Annotated in this window: 17 protein-coding genes; 2 read left to right on the top strand and 15 right to left on the bottom strand. The window is 72.0% G+C overall.

Translation table 11 applies throughout. From position 1 onward, the window contains the following. Window positions 1-7 precede the first annotated feature (7 nt). The 5 genes from ACFYP0_RS33030 to ACFYP0_RS33010 form a co-directional block, all read right to left on the bottom strand. Complete coding sequence (locus ACFYP0_RS33030; RefSeq protein WP_386998506.1) at window positions 8-643, bottom strand: FMN reductase; 636 nt, start codon at window positions 641-643, stop codon at window positions 8-10. Further along, window positions 640-1,782: an LLM class flavin-dependent oxidoreductase gene (locus ACFYP0_RS33025; RefSeq protein ID WP_386998505.1), complete on the bottom strand. Its 1,143-nt coding sequence runs from the start codon at window positions 1,780-1,782 to the stop codon at window positions 640-642. The genes ACFYP0_RS33030 and ACFYP0_RS33025 overlap by 4 nt, the downstream gene beginning before the upstream one ends. A gap of 162 nt (window positions 1,783-1,944) precedes the next feature. Continuing rightward, entirely contained in the window at window positions 1,945-2,220 is a 276-nt protein-coding gene (locus ACFYP0_RS33020) for a ubiquitin-like small modifier protein 1 (RefSeq protein ID WP_386998504.1), read from the bottom strand. A 2-nt stretch (window positions 2,221-2,222) separates the two neighbouring features. Continuing rightward, window positions 2,223-3,308, bottom strand: a complete 1,086-nt coding sequence (locus ACFYP0_RS33015; RefSeq protein WP_386998503.1) for a WD40/YVTN/BNR-like repeat-containing protein — start codon at window positions 3,306-3,308, stop codon at window positions 2,223-2,225. 85 nt (window positions 3,309-3,393) lie between these two features. Continuing rightward, window positions 3,394-4,035 (bottom strand): DNA-3-methyladenine glycosylase, encoded by a 642-nt coding sequence (locus ACFYP0_RS33010; RefSeq protein WP_386998502.1) that lies wholly within the window; start codon window positions 4,033-4,035, stop codon window positions 3,394-3,396. Between the two features lie 101 nt (window positions 4,036-4,136). Between ACFYP0_RS33010 and ACFYP0_RS33005 the strand changes: the two genes are divergently transcribed. Then, the gene (locus ACFYP0_RS33005) at window positions 4,137-4,562 is read left to right on the top strand and encodes a DNA-binding protein (RefSeq protein WP_386998501.1); all 426 of its coding nucleotides are present in this window, start codon (window positions 4,137-4,139) and stop codon (window positions 4,560-4,562) included. A 309-nt stretch (window positions 4,563-4,871) separates the two neighbouring features. Then, on the top strand, window positions 4,872-5,225 hold the full coding sequence (locus ACFYP0_RS33000) for an MmcQ/YjbR family DNA-binding protein (RefSeq protein WP_386998500.1): 354 nt from the start codon (window positions 4,872-4,874) through the stop codon (window positions 5,223-5,225). Between the two features lie 43 nt (window positions 5,226-5,268). Here ACFYP0_RS33000 and argH read toward each other — a convergent pair whose 3' ends face one another. The 10 genes from argH to ACFYP0_RS32950 all read right to left on the bottom strand — a co-directional run. After that, window positions 5,269-6,732 (bottom strand): argininosuccinate lyase, encoded by a 1,464-nt coding sequence (gene argH / locus ACFYP0_RS32995; RefSeq protein WP_124856544.1) that lies wholly within the window; start codon window positions 6,730-6,732, stop codon window positions 5,269-5,271. A gap of 76 nt (window positions 6,733-6,808) precedes the next feature. Continuing rightward, window positions 6,809-8,020, bottom strand: coding sequence for an argininosuccinate synthase (locus ACFYP0_RS32990; protein WP_355500032.1), 1,212 nt, complete (start codon window positions 8,018-8,020; stop codon window positions 6,809-6,811). Further along, window positions 8,017-8,532 carry an arginine repressor gene (locus ACFYP0_RS32985; protein ID WP_091402010.1) on the bottom strand — a complete coding sequence of 172 codons (516 nt, stop codon included), beginning with the start codon at window positions 8,530-8,532 and terminating at the stop codon, window positions 8,017-8,019. Before ACFYP0_RS32985 ends, ACFYP0_RS32990 begins: the two co-directional genes overlap by 4 nt. Beyond that, a complete protein-coding gene (gene argF, locus ACFYP0_RS32980) occupies window positions 8,529-9,512 on the bottom strand; it encodes an ornithine carbamoyltransferase (RefSeq protein WP_355500035.1) in 984 nt (327 codons plus the stop codon). Before argF ends, ACFYP0_RS32985 begins: the two co-directional genes overlap by 4 nt. Further along, window positions 9,509-10,738, bottom strand: a complete 1,230-nt coding sequence (locus ACFYP0_RS32975) for an acetylornithine transaminase (protein ID WP_355500038.1) — start codon at window positions 10,736-10,738, stop codon at window positions 9,509-9,511. Before ACFYP0_RS32975 ends, argF begins: the two co-directional genes overlap by 4 nt. Further along, window positions 10,735-11,640 carry an acetylglutamate kinase gene (gene argB / locus ACFYP0_RS32970; protein ID WP_386998499.1) on the bottom strand — a complete coding sequence of 302 codons (906 nt, stop codon included), beginning with the start codon at window positions 11,638-11,640 and terminating at the stop codon, window positions 10,735-10,737. Before argB ends, ACFYP0_RS32975 begins: the two co-directional genes overlap by 4 nt. Before the next feature lie 173 nt (window positions 11,641-11,813). Then, window positions 11,814-12,986: a bifunctional glutamate N-acetyltransferase/amino-acid acetyltransferase ArgJ gene (gene argJ / locus ACFYP0_RS32965; RefSeq protein WP_124856537.1), complete on the bottom strand. Its 1,173-nt coding sequence runs from the start codon at window positions 12,984-12,986 to the stop codon at window positions 11,814-11,816. Then, window positions 12,983-13,984, bottom strand: coding sequence for an N-acetyl-gamma-glutamyl-phosphate reductase (argC, locus tag ACFYP0_RS32960; RefSeq protein WP_386998498.1), 1,002 nt, complete (start codon window positions 13,982-13,984; stop codon window positions 12,983-12,985). Before argC ends, argJ begins: the two co-directional genes overlap by 4 nt. Before the next feature lie 154 nt (window positions 13,985-14,138). After that, complete coding sequence (locus ACFYP0_RS32955) at window positions 14,139-14,969, bottom strand: hypothetical protein (protein ID WP_386998497.1); 831 nt, start codon at window positions 14,967-14,969, stop codon at window positions 14,139-14,141. Next, a partial coding sequence (locus ACFYP0_RS32950) for a hypothetical protein (RefSeq protein ID WP_386998496.1) occupies window positions 14,966-15,913 on the bottom strand: 948 nt, incomplete at its 5' end. The genes ACFYP0_RS32950 and ACFYP0_RS32955, both read right to left, overlap by 4 nt.

The following is a 15,913-nucleotide window of genomic DNA, read 5'->3' as shown; positions in this document are numbered from 1 at the left end:
CACCCGGTCAGCTGACCGGCGCGTCGTCACCTCGGCCGAGCATCTGCAGGAAGTCGGTGGTGAGGGCGAACGGGTCGGCCGGCCCGGTGGCCGGTGGCCGGCGCTCGATCTGGTCGGCCAACTCCCCGGCGGCACGTCGGATCCGAGCCCGCAACGCGCCATCGGCGGTGCCGTCGGACCAGTCCTCCGGGGCGGCGAAGACGGCGGTCGGGACGACCACCGACCGAAGGTAGGCGAACATCGGGCGGACGGCGTGCTCCAGTGCCAACGAGTGCCGGGCGGTGCCGCCGGTCGCGCCGATCAGCACCGGGCGGTCGACCAGCGACTCGGAATCCAACACGTCGAAGAAGGACTTGAACAGCCCGTTGTACGAGGCGCTGAAGATCGGGGTGACGGCGATGAGCCCGTCCGCCCCGGTCACCGTGTCGATGACCTCGCGCAGCGCTGCCGGCGCGAACCCGGTGAGCATGTTGTTCACCACGTCGTGGGCGTACTCGCGCAGGTCGACGACGCGCAGCTCCACTTCGGAGCCCCGCCGGACCAACTCGCCGCGGGTGGCCGCGGCGAGCTGGTCGGCGAGCAGCCGGGTCGACGAGGGCTGACTCAGCCCCGCCGAGACGACTGCCAGGGTGCGGCGGGTCATCGGGTCGCCCCCTCCGGCGCCTTGCCGGTCACGTCGTCGACGGCGTGCACAGTGCTGTCCTTGGCACCGCCCGCGGCGGCGACCAGCGAGGCGTGCGTCGGCGCCGCCGGCACGTGCGCCGGGCGCAGCGCGGCGAACTCCTTGCGTAGCACCGGCACGACCTCCTCGCCGAGCAGGTCGAGCTGCTCCAGCACGGTCTTCAGCGGCAACCCGGCGTGGTCCATCAGGAACAGCTGCCGCTGGTAGTCACCGACGTACTCCCGGAAGCCGAGCGTGCGGTCGATGACCTGCTGCGGGCTGCCCACTGTCAGCGGGGTCTCCCGGGTGAACTCCTCCAGCGACGGCCCGTGCCCGTAGACCGGGGCGTTGTCGAAGTAGGGCCGGAACTCCCGGACCGCGTCCTGCGAGTTGCGGCGCATGAACACCTGCCCACCGAGGCCGACGATGGCCTGGTCGGGGGAGCCGTGGCCGTAGTGCGCGTACCGCTGGCGGTAGAGCGCGATCATCCGCTGGGTGTGCTCCTTGGGCCAGAAGATGTGGTTGGCGAAGAAGCCGTCACCGTAGTACGCGGCCTGCTCGGCGATCTCCGGGCTGCGGATCGAGCCGTGCCAGACGAACGGGGGCACGCCGTCGAGCGGGCGCGGCGTCGAGGTGAACGACTGCAACGGGGTGCGGTACTTGCCCTTCCAGTCGACCACGTCCTCGCGCCACAGCCGGTGCAGCAGGTCGTAGTTCTCGATGGCCAGGGGGATGCCGGCGCGGATGTCCTTGCCGAACCACGGGTAGACCGGGCCGGTGTTGCCGCGGCCCATCATGAGGTCCACCCGGCCGTCGGAGAGGTGCTGGAGCATCGCGTAGTCCTCGGCGATCTTCACCGGGTCGTTGGTGGTGATCAGCGTGGTGGCGGTGGACAGCAGCAGCCGCTCGGTACGCGCCGCGATGTAGCCGAGCATGGTGGTCGGCGACGACGGCACGAACGGCGGGTTGTGGTGCTCGCCGGTGGCGAAGACGTCCAGACCGACCTCCTCGGCCTTCAACGCGATCGCGACCATCGCCTTGATCCGCTCATGCTCGGTCGGCTCCCGACCGGTGGTCGGATCGACCGTGACGTCACCGACGGTGAAGATTCCGAACTGCATGACCAGCTCCTCGCGTGTCAACCGGGTGCCGTCGTGGTACCCGGACGCAGCACACAACTTATTTGACGACGCAACTATTCCAACGGCGGGACGCCCCGCAGTGGCGCCGGTCACCCCCGTAGCCGGACATCGGGTCCGAGACTGCCCTCGGTGTCGACCCGGTCAGCCGCCCGCCACCGAGGGCAGCACCTGCACCTCCGCGCCGTCCTTGACCGGGGTGTCCAGGCCGCCGGAGTGCCGGCAGTCTTCCCCGTCGACGAAGACGTTGACGTAGCGGCGCAGCTCGCCACGCTCGTCGCGGATGCGCCGGCCCAGCCGGGGGTGCGCGACGGCCATCTCGTCGAGGACCGCCCGCAGCGTCCCGGCCGCGGTGACGTTCAGCCGACTCGCACCCCCGGCCTCGCCGCGCAGCGGGCCGGGCAGCAGCACGGTGACCACGCTCAGACCTCCGCTGCGCGAACGCAGAGCACGTCGGGCAGGTGCGCCGCGACCGTCGACCAGGAGTCGCCCTCGTCGCGGCTGGCGAAGACCGAGCCGGAGCGGGTGCCGAAGTAGACGCCGCCCGGGGTGGCGTCGTCGGCGCACATCGCGTCCCGCAGCACCGCCGGATAGAACGGGCCCTCGGGCAGCCCCACCGACAGCGACTCCCACTTGCCGCCGGCGTCGACTGAACGGAACACCCGGCAGCGGTGGTCGGTCGGGAACCTCTCGCCGTCGGCCACCAACGGGAAGGTCCACACCACGCCCCCGCGCCCCGGGTGGGCCACCATCGGGAAGCCGAAGTCGCTGGGCAGCCCATCGGCGATCGAGGACCAGGTGCGGCCGTCGTCATCGGAGCGGTAGACGCCGTGGTGGTTCTGCGCGTACAGCCGCTCGGGATTGCCGGCGTCCCGGGCGACCTTGTGCACGCACTGGCCGAACTCCGGCCACTCGTCCGGCATGAAGTAGGCGCGGATGCCGGTGTTGCCCGGCGCCCAACTCGCCCCGGCGTCCTCCGAGCGGTAGACCCCGCCGGTGGACATGGCGACCAGCAGCCGAGCCGGGTCACGCGGGTGGGGCAGCACCGTGTGCACTGCCTGACCACCGAAACCGGCCTCCCACTGCGGGCGGTGCGGATGGTCCCAGAGGGAACGGACCAGCTCGAAGCTGCGGCCACCGTCGGTGGACTTGAACAACGCCGAGGGCTCGGTGCCGGCCCAGATGACGTCCGGCTCGTCCGGGCCGGCCGGCATCAACTGCCAGACACGGCCGAGGGAGACGCCGGTGTCGGCCGGAAACGCGACCGGCGCCTCGTCGGGCTCGTCCCAGGAAGCGCCGAGGTCGTCGCTGGTGGCGACGCTGGGGCCGAAGTGTGAGCTGGTCATGCCGGCGAGCAGCCGCGGGGTGGAACGACGGGTGTCGACCGCCACCGCGTAGACACCGGTCATCGGAAAATGCGGACCGGTGATCTCCCAACTGCGCCGGCCGTCGGTGCTGGTGGCGAGAAACAATCCCTTGGCTGTGCCGATCGCGAGCAGTGTTGCCATGACGTCCTCCGAACCGTCGGTGAGCAGGTCCGGTGATTATGGCCACACCCCCCGACAACCTCCGCCGCCCACACGCCGGGGGCGCTCAGCGCCGGATGCGGGGCACGTGCCGGCGGTACGCGCTGACCGTGGGATCGCCGTCGAGCCAGAACCGCCAGGGCAGGTCGTGGGCACCCGTCACCCCGACCCGAGGGCCCTCGACCACCGCCTCCGGCGGCACCGGCCGGGCCGGGGGCCGCAGGCGGACCGGCCCGTCGCCGAGCAGGTACGCCCCGTACGCCTCGCGGTCGACGCCGAGCGCGGAGCAGAGCCGGGCGGGCCCGCGGGCCAGGTCCAGGTCCCGCCGGATGGCCGGCCGGCGCTCCCGTGCCGTGGCCAGCCCGTCGACCACCTCACCGGCACGCAGCAGCACGGCGGAGGCCTCCCCCTCGACCCCGGTGACCACGTTCATGCACCAGTGCATCCCGTAGGTGAAGTAGACGTAGGCGTACCCGGCGGGGCCGAACATCACGGCGTTGCGCGGGGTGCGGCCCCGGTGGGCGTGCGAGGCGGGATCGCCGCCACTTCCCGCGTACGCCTCGACCTCGGTGATCCGGACGGTGACCCCGCCGGTGTGCAGTCGGCAACCCAGCAGCCCGCGCGCCGCCGGCAGCAGTGGGCCGGCGAGCAGGTCCGCCAGCGCCGCCAGGTCGGTGTCGGTGGTGCGGTCACCGGAGGACAGGGCCATGTCCCCGACGGTACCTATCCCGCCGCCCCGACACCCGTCCGGGACGGTGGAGACTTGAACAATCTGTTGACAATGATTCGTTGATGGGGTGTGCTCGGAGTATGACAACCGAGGACACCTTCACCGCGCCGGATCCGAGCCGTGCCCGCGCCCACCGCACGTACGAGGCGTTACAGCGGATCAGTGAGCGGCATGCCGGGACCGACACGCGGCGGGGCCGGTGGGCCCACCCGTACGTGCTCGACCCGTGGGAGGCGGTCGCCCTGGTCACCGCGCTGGCCGCCGGCGGGGCCGAGCGCGAACCCGCGGAGGAGCCGATCGACGCCGCCGACCTGACCGCCGCGCTGACCCTGCTGCCCCACGTCCGCGCCGAGCTGGACGCCCTGGAGGCCGGCCTGCTGACGCTGGCCCGCGACCGGGGGCTGACCTGGCAGGCGATCGCGTACGGGCTGGGGCTGGGCAGCGCACAGGCGGCCCGGCAGCGCTACGAGCGGGTCGCCGCCCGCTCGGCCGAGCAGACCCCCTGACCGCGCTCGTACTGCAAGATCGTGCTCGAACCTGGAAGTAGTGGCCTCAATCTCGGCGGAGGCCACTGGATCCTGGATCGAGCACGATCTTGCCGGGGCGGACCGGACCGGGCCGGGCCGGCCGGGCCGGGCGGGCGGGGCGGACCGGGCGGGGCGGACCGGGCGGGGCGGGCCGGGGCGGGCCGGGCGGGGCGGGGCGGGCCAAGAGAGCGGGCGGGGGCCGAGAACGGGTGGGCCGGGCGGGATCGGCACGGTGCTCGTGCGACGGCGATTCGACGGGCACACTGTGCGCACGACGAGGAGGCACCCATGGAGCGCGCGGAGATGCTGGCGTACTGCCTGGCCAAGCCGGGAGCGTGGCTGGACCAACCGTGGGAGGGCGACGAGGTGGTGAAGGTGGGCAGCCGGATCTTCGCGTTCCTCGGCAGCGACAGCGGCAAGCCGACGGTCGGCATCAAGTGCGGGCCGACCCGGGAGGTGGCCGACGAGTGGCTGCACCGACACCCCGGCGACGCCAGCGTGATGCCCTACATCGGCCGGTCCGGGTGGAACACGCTGCGCCTGGACGGCGGGATCGACGACGAGGAGCTGACCGAGGCGGTCGACTCGTCGTACGACATGGTGGTGGCCAAGCTCCCCAAGCGGGAGCGCCCGACGGCCTGAACCGCCGCGGCGCCGGCGGCCGGCGCCGACGCCACGGCACAGGTCAGCGCGGAACGACCCGCTCGGAGGCCCACTCCCGCCAGCTGGCCAGCCGGTCCGCCGCGGCGGCGAGCTGGTCGGCGACCGGGCCGGGCCCGGTGGAACCGGGCGTGGTCCGGGCAGCGAGAGCCGAACGGACCGACAGCACGTCGCGCACCGACGGGTCGAGGTGCCCGCTGATCGCGGCCAGGTCCTCGTCGGAGACGTCGTTCAGCTCGCACTCCCGAGCCGCGCAGAGCGCCACCAACTGGCCGGTGATCTCGTGCGCGTCGCGGAACGGCACGTTGCGTCGGACCAGCCAGTCGGCGACCTCGGTGGCGAGGGAGAAGCCGACCGGGGCGGCGGCGACGAGGCGGTCCACCCGGACCGTCATCGTGGAGATCATTCCCGCCAGGGCCGGAAGCAGCAGCTCCAGGGTGTCGACCGCGTCGAAGGCCGGCTCCTTGTCCTCCTGCATGTCCCGGTCGTAGGTCATCGGCAGGCCCTTGAGCATGGTGAGCACTGTCATCAGGCCGCCGACCAGACGCCCGGACTTGCCCCGGGCCAACTCGGCGATGTCCGCGTTCTTCTTCTGCGGCATGATCGACGAGCCGGTCGCGAAGGAGTCGTCCAGCTCCACCCAGCCGAACTCGTGCGAGGTCCAGAGCACCACCTCCTCGCCGAGCCGGGACAGGTGCACCCCGATCAGGGCGGTGGTGAAGAGGAACTCGGCCACGAAGTCCCGGTCGGCGACGGCGTCCATCGAGTTGGCGAACGACGTACGGAAGCCCAGCTCCTTGGCCACGGCCACCGGGTCCAGGGGGAGCCCGGAACCGGCCAGGGCACCCGCGCCGAGCGGACTGATCGCCGCCCGGTGGTCCCAGTCGCGCAGCCGCTCCAGATCGCGCAGCAGTGGCTGCACGTGGGCGAGCAGCCAATGCCCGAAGGTGACCGGCTGGGCGTGCTGGAGGTGGGTCATGCCCGGCGCGGCGGTGTCGATGTGCCGCTCCGCCTGCTCGACCAGCGCCTCCGCCAACTCGACCAGGCGGCTGGCCACACCCCGGGCGTGATCGCGCAGGTAGAGCCGCAGGTCGGTGGCGACCTGGTCGTTGCGGGACCGGCCGGCGCGCAGCTTGCCACCGAGGCTGCCGAGACGCTCCAGCAGACCACGCTCCAGCGCGGTGTGCACGTCCTCGTCGTCGATGGTGGGGCGGAACGTTCCGGAGGCGCAGGCCGCCTCCAGGTCGTCCAGCGCGGCCAGCATCCGGCCCAGCTCCTCCGGATCGAGCAGGCCGGCGCCGGCGAGGACCCGGGCGTGCGCCCGGGAACCGGCGATGTCGTACGGGGCCAGGCGCCAGTCGAACTGCACGCTCACCGACAGTCGGGCGAGCGCCTCGGCGGGGCCACCCGCGAACCGGCCACCCCAGAGGCTCGTCCGGTTGGTGGCGGCGCTGTTCTCGGTCAGGCTCTTGTCGTCCACGTCGCCCATCATTGCGTTGGTTGCCTCTCGCTCGCGACTGCGGGGCCCGCTCGCCGCGCTTGGTCAGTCTTCGCGCTCACACGTGTCACTGGCCGCCACCGCCCAACCGGGCGTCCCGAGCGGCGGCCATCCGGCTCGGCAGCCCCCACAGCTGCACGAAGCCCTTGGCCAGGGACTGGTCGAAGGTGTCGCCGGTGTCGTAGGTGGCCATCTGGAAGTCGTAGAGGCTCGCCTCGGAGCGCCGGCCGGTCACCGTGGCCCGGCCGCCGTGCAGGATCATCCGTACCTCGCCGCTCACGTGCCGCTGCGCGTCGTCGATGAACGCGTCCAGCGAGTCCTTCAGCGGCGAGAACCACAGCCCGTCGTAGACGAGTTCGCCCCAGCGCTGGTCGACGCCCTTCTTGAACCGGGCCAGGTCCCGCTCGACGGTCACCGCCTCCAACTCCTGGTGGGCGGTGATCAGCGCGATCGCGCCGGGCGCCTCGTACACCTCTCGGCTCTTGATACCGACCAGGCGGTCCTCGACCATGTCGAGCCGGCCCACGCCCTGAGCGCCGGCGCGCCGGTTGAGCTCCAGGATCGCCTGGTACGGGGTGACCGTCTCACCGTCGATCGCCACCGGCACGCCACCGTCGAAGGTGATCACGACCTCGTCGGGGTCGCGCTCCTGGGCCGGGTCGGAGGTGTACGAGTAGAGGTCCTCGACGGGGGCGTTCCAGATGTCCTCCAGGAAGCCGGTCTCCACCGCGCGACCCCACAGGTTCTGGTCGATCGAGTACGGCGACGTGGCCGACACGTCGATCGGCAGCCCCTTCTCCTCGGCGAAGGCGATCGCCTTGTCCCGGGTCCAGGCGAAGTCCCGGGCCGGCGCGATGATCTTCAGGTCGGGGGCCAGCGCGTTCAGGCCCACCTCAAACCGGACCTGGTCGTTGCCCTTGCCGGTGCAGCCGTGCGACACGATCGTGCCGCCGTGCTTGCGCGCCGCCGCCACCAGGTGCTTGACGATCAGCGGCCGGGACAGCGCCGACACCAGGGGGTAGCGGTCCATGTAGAGCGCGTTGGCCCGGATCGCCGGCAGGCAGTAGTCGGCGGCGAACTCGTCGCGCGCGTCCACCACCTCGGACTCGGCGGCGCCGCAGTCCAGGGCACGCTGCCGGATGGCGTCGAGATCCTCACCGCCCTGCCCGACGTCGACCGCGACCGCGATCACCTCGGCGCCGGTCTGCTCGGACAGGTACGGAATGGCGACGGAGGTGTCCAACCCGCCGGAGTACGCGAGGACGACCCGCTCGGTCATGACGTGGTGTTCCCTTCAGCGGTGTCTTCCCGGCGGGCCCAGCCGGCGAGCTTGTCTCCGAGTGCGGCCCCGCCGACGGCCTCCCGGGCCACGACGAGGATGGTGTCGTCGCCGGCGATGGTGCCGACGATCTCTGGCAGGCCCGCCCGGTCCAACGCGCTGGCCAGGTACTGGGCTGCGCCCGGCGGTGTCCGCAGCACGGCGATGTTGCCGCTGGAGTCGACCCCGTTGAGCAGTTCGCGCAGCAGCCGTACCAGCCGGGCCGGCGCGGCCTCGGCGTCACGCAACGGCCGCTGCCCGTCCTCGGGGATCAGATAGACGGCCGGGCCGTCGCCGCCGCGCACCTTGACCGCGCCCAACTCCTCCAGGTCCCGCGAGAGGGTGGCCTGGGTGACACCCACGCCGTCGGCGGCGAGCAGGTCGGCCAGCTCAGTCTGCGACCGGATCGACCGGTCGCGGATCAGCTCCACGATCCGGGCGTGCCGGGCCGCGCGAGTCAGCGGCGCGGTCATCGCGGCCCCCCGGTGGCGGTGTCGCCGGTCGCGGTGTCGCCGGTCGCGGCACCCCCCGTCGCGGTTCCCAGCAGGAACGTCAGCAGCGCCTTCTGCGCGTGCAGCCGGTTCTCCGCCTGGTCGAAGACCGCGCTCTGCGGGCCGTCGAGCACCTCGTCGGTGATCTCCTCGCCGCGGTGTGCGGGCAGGCAGTGCAGCACAATCGCGTCCGGTGCGGCCTGACCGAGCAACTCCTTGTTGACCTGGTACGGCAGGAACGGGGTGATCCGGTCCAACCCGTCGGACTCCTGCCCCATCGACGTCCAGGTGTCGGTGGCCAGCACGTCGGCGTCGCGTACCGCCTGGACCGGGTCGGTCAGCACCCGCACCGACCCGCCGGTCTCCGCGCCGATCCGGGCGGCCCGTTCCACCACTGCCGCGTCCGGCGCGAACCCGGCCGGGCCGGCGATCCGCACGTGCATCCCGGCGGTCGCCCCGGCCAGCAGGTACGACTGCGCCATGTTGTTCGCGCCGTCCCCCACGTACGCCAGGGTGCGCCCGGCCGTGCCACCGCACCGCTCCCGGATGGTGAGCAGGTCGGCCAGCAGTTGGCACGGGTGGAAACCGTCGGTGAGCGCGTTGACCACCGGCACGGTGGCGCCCGCCGCCACCTCGGCGATCCGCTCGTCACCGTGGGTCCGCAGCACGATCGCCGCGACGTAGCGGGACAGCACCCGCCCCGCGTCGGCGAGCGACTCACCACGACCGAAGTGGGTGACCTGCGTGTCCACCACCAGGGGGTGCCCGCCCAGCTCGGCGATGCCGGCGTCGAACGAGATCCTGGTCCGCAGGCTCTGCTTGTCGAAGAGCACCGCCACCGAGCGGGGGCCGACCAGCGGCCGGTGGCCGAACCGGTCCGCCTTCATCCGCGCCGCCAGGTCGAGGACCGCGGACTGTTCGGCCGGCGAGAGGTCGTCGTCGCGCAGGAAGTGCCGGGTCATCGAGTCGTCCCCGTCGTGGTGGTCACTGTGGCTGGCGCGGTCTGCGCGCCGGCGGCGGCCGGGGCGGTCGCGTCCAGTGCGGCGGGCAGCGCCGCGAGGAAGGTGTCCGCCTGGGCAGCGGTGAGGATCAGCGGTGGGGCCAGCCGGATCACACCCGGCTGCACCGGGTTGACCAGGAAGCCGGCTTCCCGCAGCGCCTCGGCCAGCACCGACGACACCGGCGCGGTGAGCGCCACACCGAGCAGCAGACCGGACCCGCGCACTTCGGCGATCAGCGGGTGGCCCAGCGCCTCGATGCCGCGACGCAGCCGCTCACCGACCCGCTTGACGTTGTCGAGCAGGCCCTCGTTGGCGATGGTCGCCACCACGGCGAGCGCCGCCGCGCAACTGACCGGGTTACCGCCGAACGTGGTGCCGTGCGAGCCGGGGGTGAGCAGGTCCGCGGCGGGGCCGAAGGCCAGCGTCGCGCCGATCGGCAGCCCGCCACCCAACCCCTTGGCCAGGGTGACCACGTCCGGCTCCACACCCTCGGCCTGGTGCGCGAACCAGTGCCCGGTGCGCCCGATGCCGGTCTGCACCTCGTCGAGGACCAGCAGCGCGCCGTGCCGGGCGGTGATCCGCCGGGCCGCGGCGAGGTAGCCGGCCGGCGGGACCAGCACACCGTTCTCACCCTGGACGGGTTCCAGGATCACCATGGCGGTGGCCTCGGAGACGGCCGCGTCGAGGGCGGCGACATCGCCGTAGTCGACGTGGGTCACCTCGCCGGGCAGCGGCCGGAACGGGTCCGCCTTGGCCGGTTGGCCGGTCAGGGCGAGGGCGCCCATGGTGCGGCCGTGGAAGCCGCCCCTGGTGGCCACCACGTGGGTGCGGCCGGTGCGTCGGGAGAGCTTGAACGCCGCCTCGTTCGCCTCCGCGCCCGAGTTGGCGAAGAACACCCGGCCCGGTCGGCCGGCGAGCGCCAACAGCAGCTCGGCGAGGGCGACCGGCGGCTCGGCCACGTACAGGTTGGAGACGTGCCCAAGGGTCGCGACCTGCTTCGACACCGCCGCCACCACCGCCGGGTGGGCGTGACCGAGGGCGTTGACCGCGATGCCACCCACCAGGTCCAGGTATTCCCGGCCGGCGTCGTCGACCACGACGGCACCGTGACCGGAGACCAACGCCATCGGCGGCGTGCCGTAGTTGTCCATCATGGACTGTTTCCACCGCTGCGCCAACGTGCTCATGTCGCGTCCGTCCCGTCTCCCGGCACCACCATCGTTCCGAACCCTTCCGAGGTGAACACCTCAAGCAACGTGGAGTGCGCCACCCGGCCGTCGACGACGTGCGCGGCGGGCACTCCCCCACGCACCGCCCGCAGACAGGCCTCCATCTTCGGCACCATCCCCGACTCCAGGCTGGGCAGCATCTTGGCCAGGTCGTCCGCGGCGATCTCGGAGACCAGGCTGGTGGTGTCCGGCCAGTCCGCGTACAGGCCGGCCACGTCGGTGAGCACGACCAACTTGCGGGCCCGCAACGCGATGGCCAGCGCCGCGGCGGCGGTGTCCGCGTTGAGGTTGTGCAGCACACCCTCCACGTCCGGCGCCACCGTGGAGATCACCGGAATCCGACCGGCCTCGATCAGATCGGTCACCGCGGACACGTCGACCGACTCGACGTCCCCGACCTGGCCCACGTCGACCGGCACCCCGTCCACGTACGCCGGACGCCGCACCGCGGTGAACAGCCGGGCGTCCTCACCCGAGAGGCCGACGGCGTAGGGACCGTGCGAGTTGATCAGGCCCACCAGCTCCCGGCCCACCTGACCGACCAGCACCATCCGGACCACGTCCATCGCCTCGGCGGTGGTCACCCGCAGACCACCCCGGAACTCGCTGGCGATGCCGAGGCGACCCAGCATGGCGGAGATCTGCGGACCGCCGCCGTGCACCACCACGGGCTTCAGGCCGGCGTAGCGCAGGAAGACCATGTCGGCCGCGAACGCCCGCTGCAACTCCGGATCGGTCATCGCGTTGCCGCCGTACTTGACCACGACCGTCGAGCCGGTGAAGCGTGCCAACCAGGGCAGCGCCTCGATCAACGTCTCCGCCTTGACCTGGGCGCGGGCCAAATCGCTGCTGAGACTCATGTCGCCGGCCTTTCGTTCGCGACTGCGGGACTCCGCTGCGCTGCGTTCCTCGCGCTCACCGCGCCCGCCTTCCGTTCGCGACTGCGGGACTCCGCTGCGCTGCGTTCCTCGCGCTCACCGCACCCGCCTTCCGTTCGCGACTGCGGGACTCCGCTGCGCTGCGTTCCTCGCGCTCACGTGGAGTAGGCCGAGTTCTCGTGCACGTACGCGTGGGACAGGTCGTTGGTCCAGATCGTGGCGGCCGACGTACCCGCGTGCAGGTCGATCCGGATGGTCACGTCCCGCCCGGTCAGGTCGACCTTCGACCGGTCCTCGGCGGCGGCGCCGCCCCGGCACACCCACACCCCGTTGACCGCCACGTCCACCTCGTCCGGCTCGAACGCGGCGGCGGTGGTGCCGACGGCGGCGAGGATCCGACCCCAGTTGGGGTCGTTGCCGAACAACGCCGTCTTGACCAGGTTGTTGCGGGCCACCGTACGGCCGACCTCAACCGCCTCGTCCTCGTCCGCCGCGCCGACCACGTCGATGGCGATCTGCTTGGTGGCACCCTCGGCGTCGGCCACCAACTGCTGGGCCAGGTCGTGACAGGCCGCGGTGACGGCGGCAGCCAGCTCGGCCGGCGTCGGCTCGATGCCGCTCGCGCCGCTGGCCAGCAGCAGCACCGTGTCGTTGGTGGACATGCAGCCGTCGGAGTCGACCCGGTCGAAGCTGACCCTGGTGGCCGCCCGCAACGCCTCGTCCAGCGTCGCCGGCCCAGCCACCGCGTCGGTGGTCAACACGCAGAGCATGGTGGCCATCCCGGGCGCGAGCATCCCGGCGCCCTTGGCCATGCCGCCGACCGTCCAGCCACTCCCCCGGGCCACAGTGGTCTTCGGCCGGGTGTCGGTGGTCATGATCGCCTCGGCGGCGGCCGGGCCACCGTTGCGGGACAGCCCACGGATCGCCGAGCGGACGCCTGGCAGCAGCTTCGGCATTGGCAGCCGCTCACCGATCAGGCCGGTCGAGCAGACCGCGACCTCACCGGCGCCGAGGATCAGCCGTGGGCTGACCGAGGTCAGCGCCGCGGCGGTGTGCTCGGCGGTGGCGTGCGTGTCCTGGAAGCCCGCCGGGCCGGTGCAGGCGTTGGCGCCACCGGAGTTGAGCACCACGGCGCGGACCACACCGCCCTGCACGACCTGCTGGGTCCAGAGCACCGGCGCGGCCTTGACCCGGTTGGTGGTGAAGACACCGGCCACTCCGGCGTCCGGGCCGTCGTTGACCACCAGGGCGACGTCCGCGCCGCCGCTGGTCTTGAGGCCGGCGGCCACACCGGCCGCCCGGAACCCCCGAGGGGTGGTGACGCTCAAGGGGTGACTCCCCATATCGACAGGCCCGTCGTCTCCGGCAGGCCGAGCATCAGGTTGGCGTTCTGTACGGCCTGACCGGCCGCGCCCTTGCCCAGGTTGTCCAACGCGCTGAGCACGATCAGACGACCCGAGTCGACGTCGACGGTGGCCTGTAGGTGACATGAGTTGGAGCCCAGGGTCGCGGCGGTGTGCGGCCAGCGGCCCTCCGGCAGCACGTGCACGAACGGCGCGTCCGCGTACGCCCGGGCCAGCACCTCCTGCGGGTCGACGCCGCGCGCCGGCGCCGCGGTGACGGTGGCCAGGATGCCGCGCGGCATCGGCGCCAGGACCGGGGTGAACGACAGCCCGGTCGCGCCGGTGGCCTGCTTGATCTCCGGGACGTGCTGGTGGGTGCCGACCCGGTACGGCGACAGGTCGCCCATCACCTCGCTGGCCAACAGGTGCGCCTTGGCCGCCCGGCCGGCGCCGGAGGTGCCGGAGGCGGCGACCACCACGACGTCGGCGGGGTTGGCCGCGCCGTCGGCGATCAGCGGCGCGAGCGCCAGGGTGATCGCGGCGGCGTAGCAGCCGGTGTTCGCCACCCGAATGGAGTCGGCGATCAGCTCCCGCTGGCCGGGCAACTCGGGCAGGCCGTAGGTCCACTGCCCGGCGTGCGTGCCGCCGTAGTACTGCGCCCAGGCGTACGGGTCGGCGAGCCGGTGATCGGCGCCCAGGTCGACGATGCGCACCTCGGCCGGAAGCTGGGCCGCGAGGGCCGCCGACTGGCCGTGCGGCAGGGCCAGGAAGACCAGGTCCGCGTCGGCCAGGACTGCCGGATCGGTCTCGCCGAGCACCAGGTCGAGCCCGGTGAGCTGCGGGTGCACCACGTCGACGCGGTGCCCGGCCTGGCTGTGTGCGGTGGCGGCGACAAGGTCGAACTCCGGGTGCCCGGCGATCAGGCGCAGCAGCTCACCACCGGCGTACCCGCTCGCTCCGGCGACCGCGACTCGGATCCCCATACTCACCTCCGCATGACTATGCAGCGAAGATTAACAAGGACGACTCACGAGTGCAAGTTCATGCAGTGCAGTGCATGGTAATGAGCAGGTGGGTCACGCCGATCAACGCCCTCGGTGTCCTCTGCCGGACGATCCCGGCAGAGGACGCCGCGTGTCAGTTCACCGGCTCGGACAACCCGTGCTGACGCTCGTACGTCCGCAGGGCCGCATCCCATGCCTCCGTGTATTCACTCGGCCCCATACCGAGGTCGCCATGCCCACGAACCGCCTCCCGAAGGAGCTTCACGAGATCAGGTACGGTTTCCCGACGTTCCTCCACGTACCGGCGGAACACCTCGGCGAACTGCTCACCGGTCAGCCGCGCCGCGTGCGAGGTGACCGGGTCGTCCTCGAGATTCTGCAGCACCGCGCACCAGCGTCGAGTCAGCTCATCCGCCTGGGTCGCCCTGATCTTCTGCAACTCGTGATCACACTCGAGCCTGATCCGATCCTCCCAGTACGGCCGGAGCCGCTCCCGGACCCGCTCGTCCGGGCTGACGCGAATGAGCACACTGAAGTGTGGCACCGCGCCCTCGCGTGGCCAGCGTTGGCCACCGAGACGGCCGTTCAGCGCGCGCTCGAGATCGTGCGAGCGGTGAGGTTCGTGTTCGCGCGCCAGGCCCACCGCCCGCTCCCGCACTATCCCGGCAGCCCAGCCCAGGTAACGCTCCGCGCGGAACCGCAACTCCTCGTAGGTCATGTTCTGCGCGGTCCAGTTGTAGACGACGTGCAGGCGGAAGTCGAACGCGTCCCCCTTCGCCGGCACCAGGATCGGCCCCGGGGCCTCCTGACGAAACGTCGCCGTGGTGGGGACGACCGGCGGTGGCGGGGCGGGAGGGAGGGGGAGCTCAGCCGGCGGGAAGAGCGCATGCCACCAACGACGACGTTCCATCTGCTGGGGTACGAATGGCCTCGTGCCGGGACCACCGGCGGGACCCATGGTCATCGTGTCTCCTCATCGATCAGTCGTTGTACGTCGTCGAGCAGGTCGTTGTGGGGCATCACGGGACGCCATACGTGGTGGAGCTGATGGTCCAGGCGATGACGCAGTGCGGGCTGTCCGACAATCACGTGACGCACGAGCTCAAGGCAGTGGCCGGCGACGACCGGCTGCCGGTCCGCCCGGTCCAACCAGAAGCCGAGGGTTCGCCACGACCGGTACGCCGTCTTCGGCAGGCTGAGGGCGACCGCCCAGAGCACGGCCAAGTCGGCCAGACGGATCGTTCCCTGATCGACCAGGTACAGCAGCTCCGGCCAGTGCTCTCTGGGCGGTTCCGCCCAACGGTCCGCGAGCACCCGCAGAGTCCGCGCGGCGTGGAGTTGCACCTCGGGATCGGGGGACGCCGTCCAGCCCACCAGGGCCGGCACGACGCTCGCAGCATGACCGTTTTGATATACCTCGAACAGCCCTCGGACGACGGAGTTGTTCCGTCGCTGCATCCGGGCCTGCGCGACCTGGCGCAACTGCGTCAACGCCGCGTCCGGCCAGAGCCGGGCCAATCCGAGGCCGTACGCGCGCGCCACGGTGTCCTGTAGATGCGCTGCCGGCCCAGCGGCCCACTGGTCGAGCTCGGCGCGAACCCGATAGCGCAACGTCGGCTGCATGGCCATCGCGACCAGCACGATCGCTGCCGCTTGCCGGACCCCAGCCCGCCGTTCCCGGGCCAATTCCCCCACCCTGTCGAGGGCCGCCTGCACATCGCGCGTCGCCGACCACCCGATGGCTCCGGCGGCGGCCTGCCGGACCGGCGGAAGGCCCCCTCGGATCAGGTCTGCCAGCCAGTCGAGGAGCTGTCTAGGGCCTGTGTCGAAGTCGGTTACAGCCACTCGTTGATCGCGGCGATGTGAACGGTGGCTTCGTAGCGGACGGCGAGTTTGTCGAAGCGGGTG

The organism is Micromonospora arida (assembly GCF_042873195.1).
Lineage (GTDB): Bacteria > Actinomycetota > Actinomycetes > Mycobacteriales > Micromonosporaceae > Micromonospora > Micromonospora arida.
The sequence above is the reverse complement of the archived record's forward strand: the minus strand, read 5'-3'. Positions and strand labels throughout refer to the sequence as shown.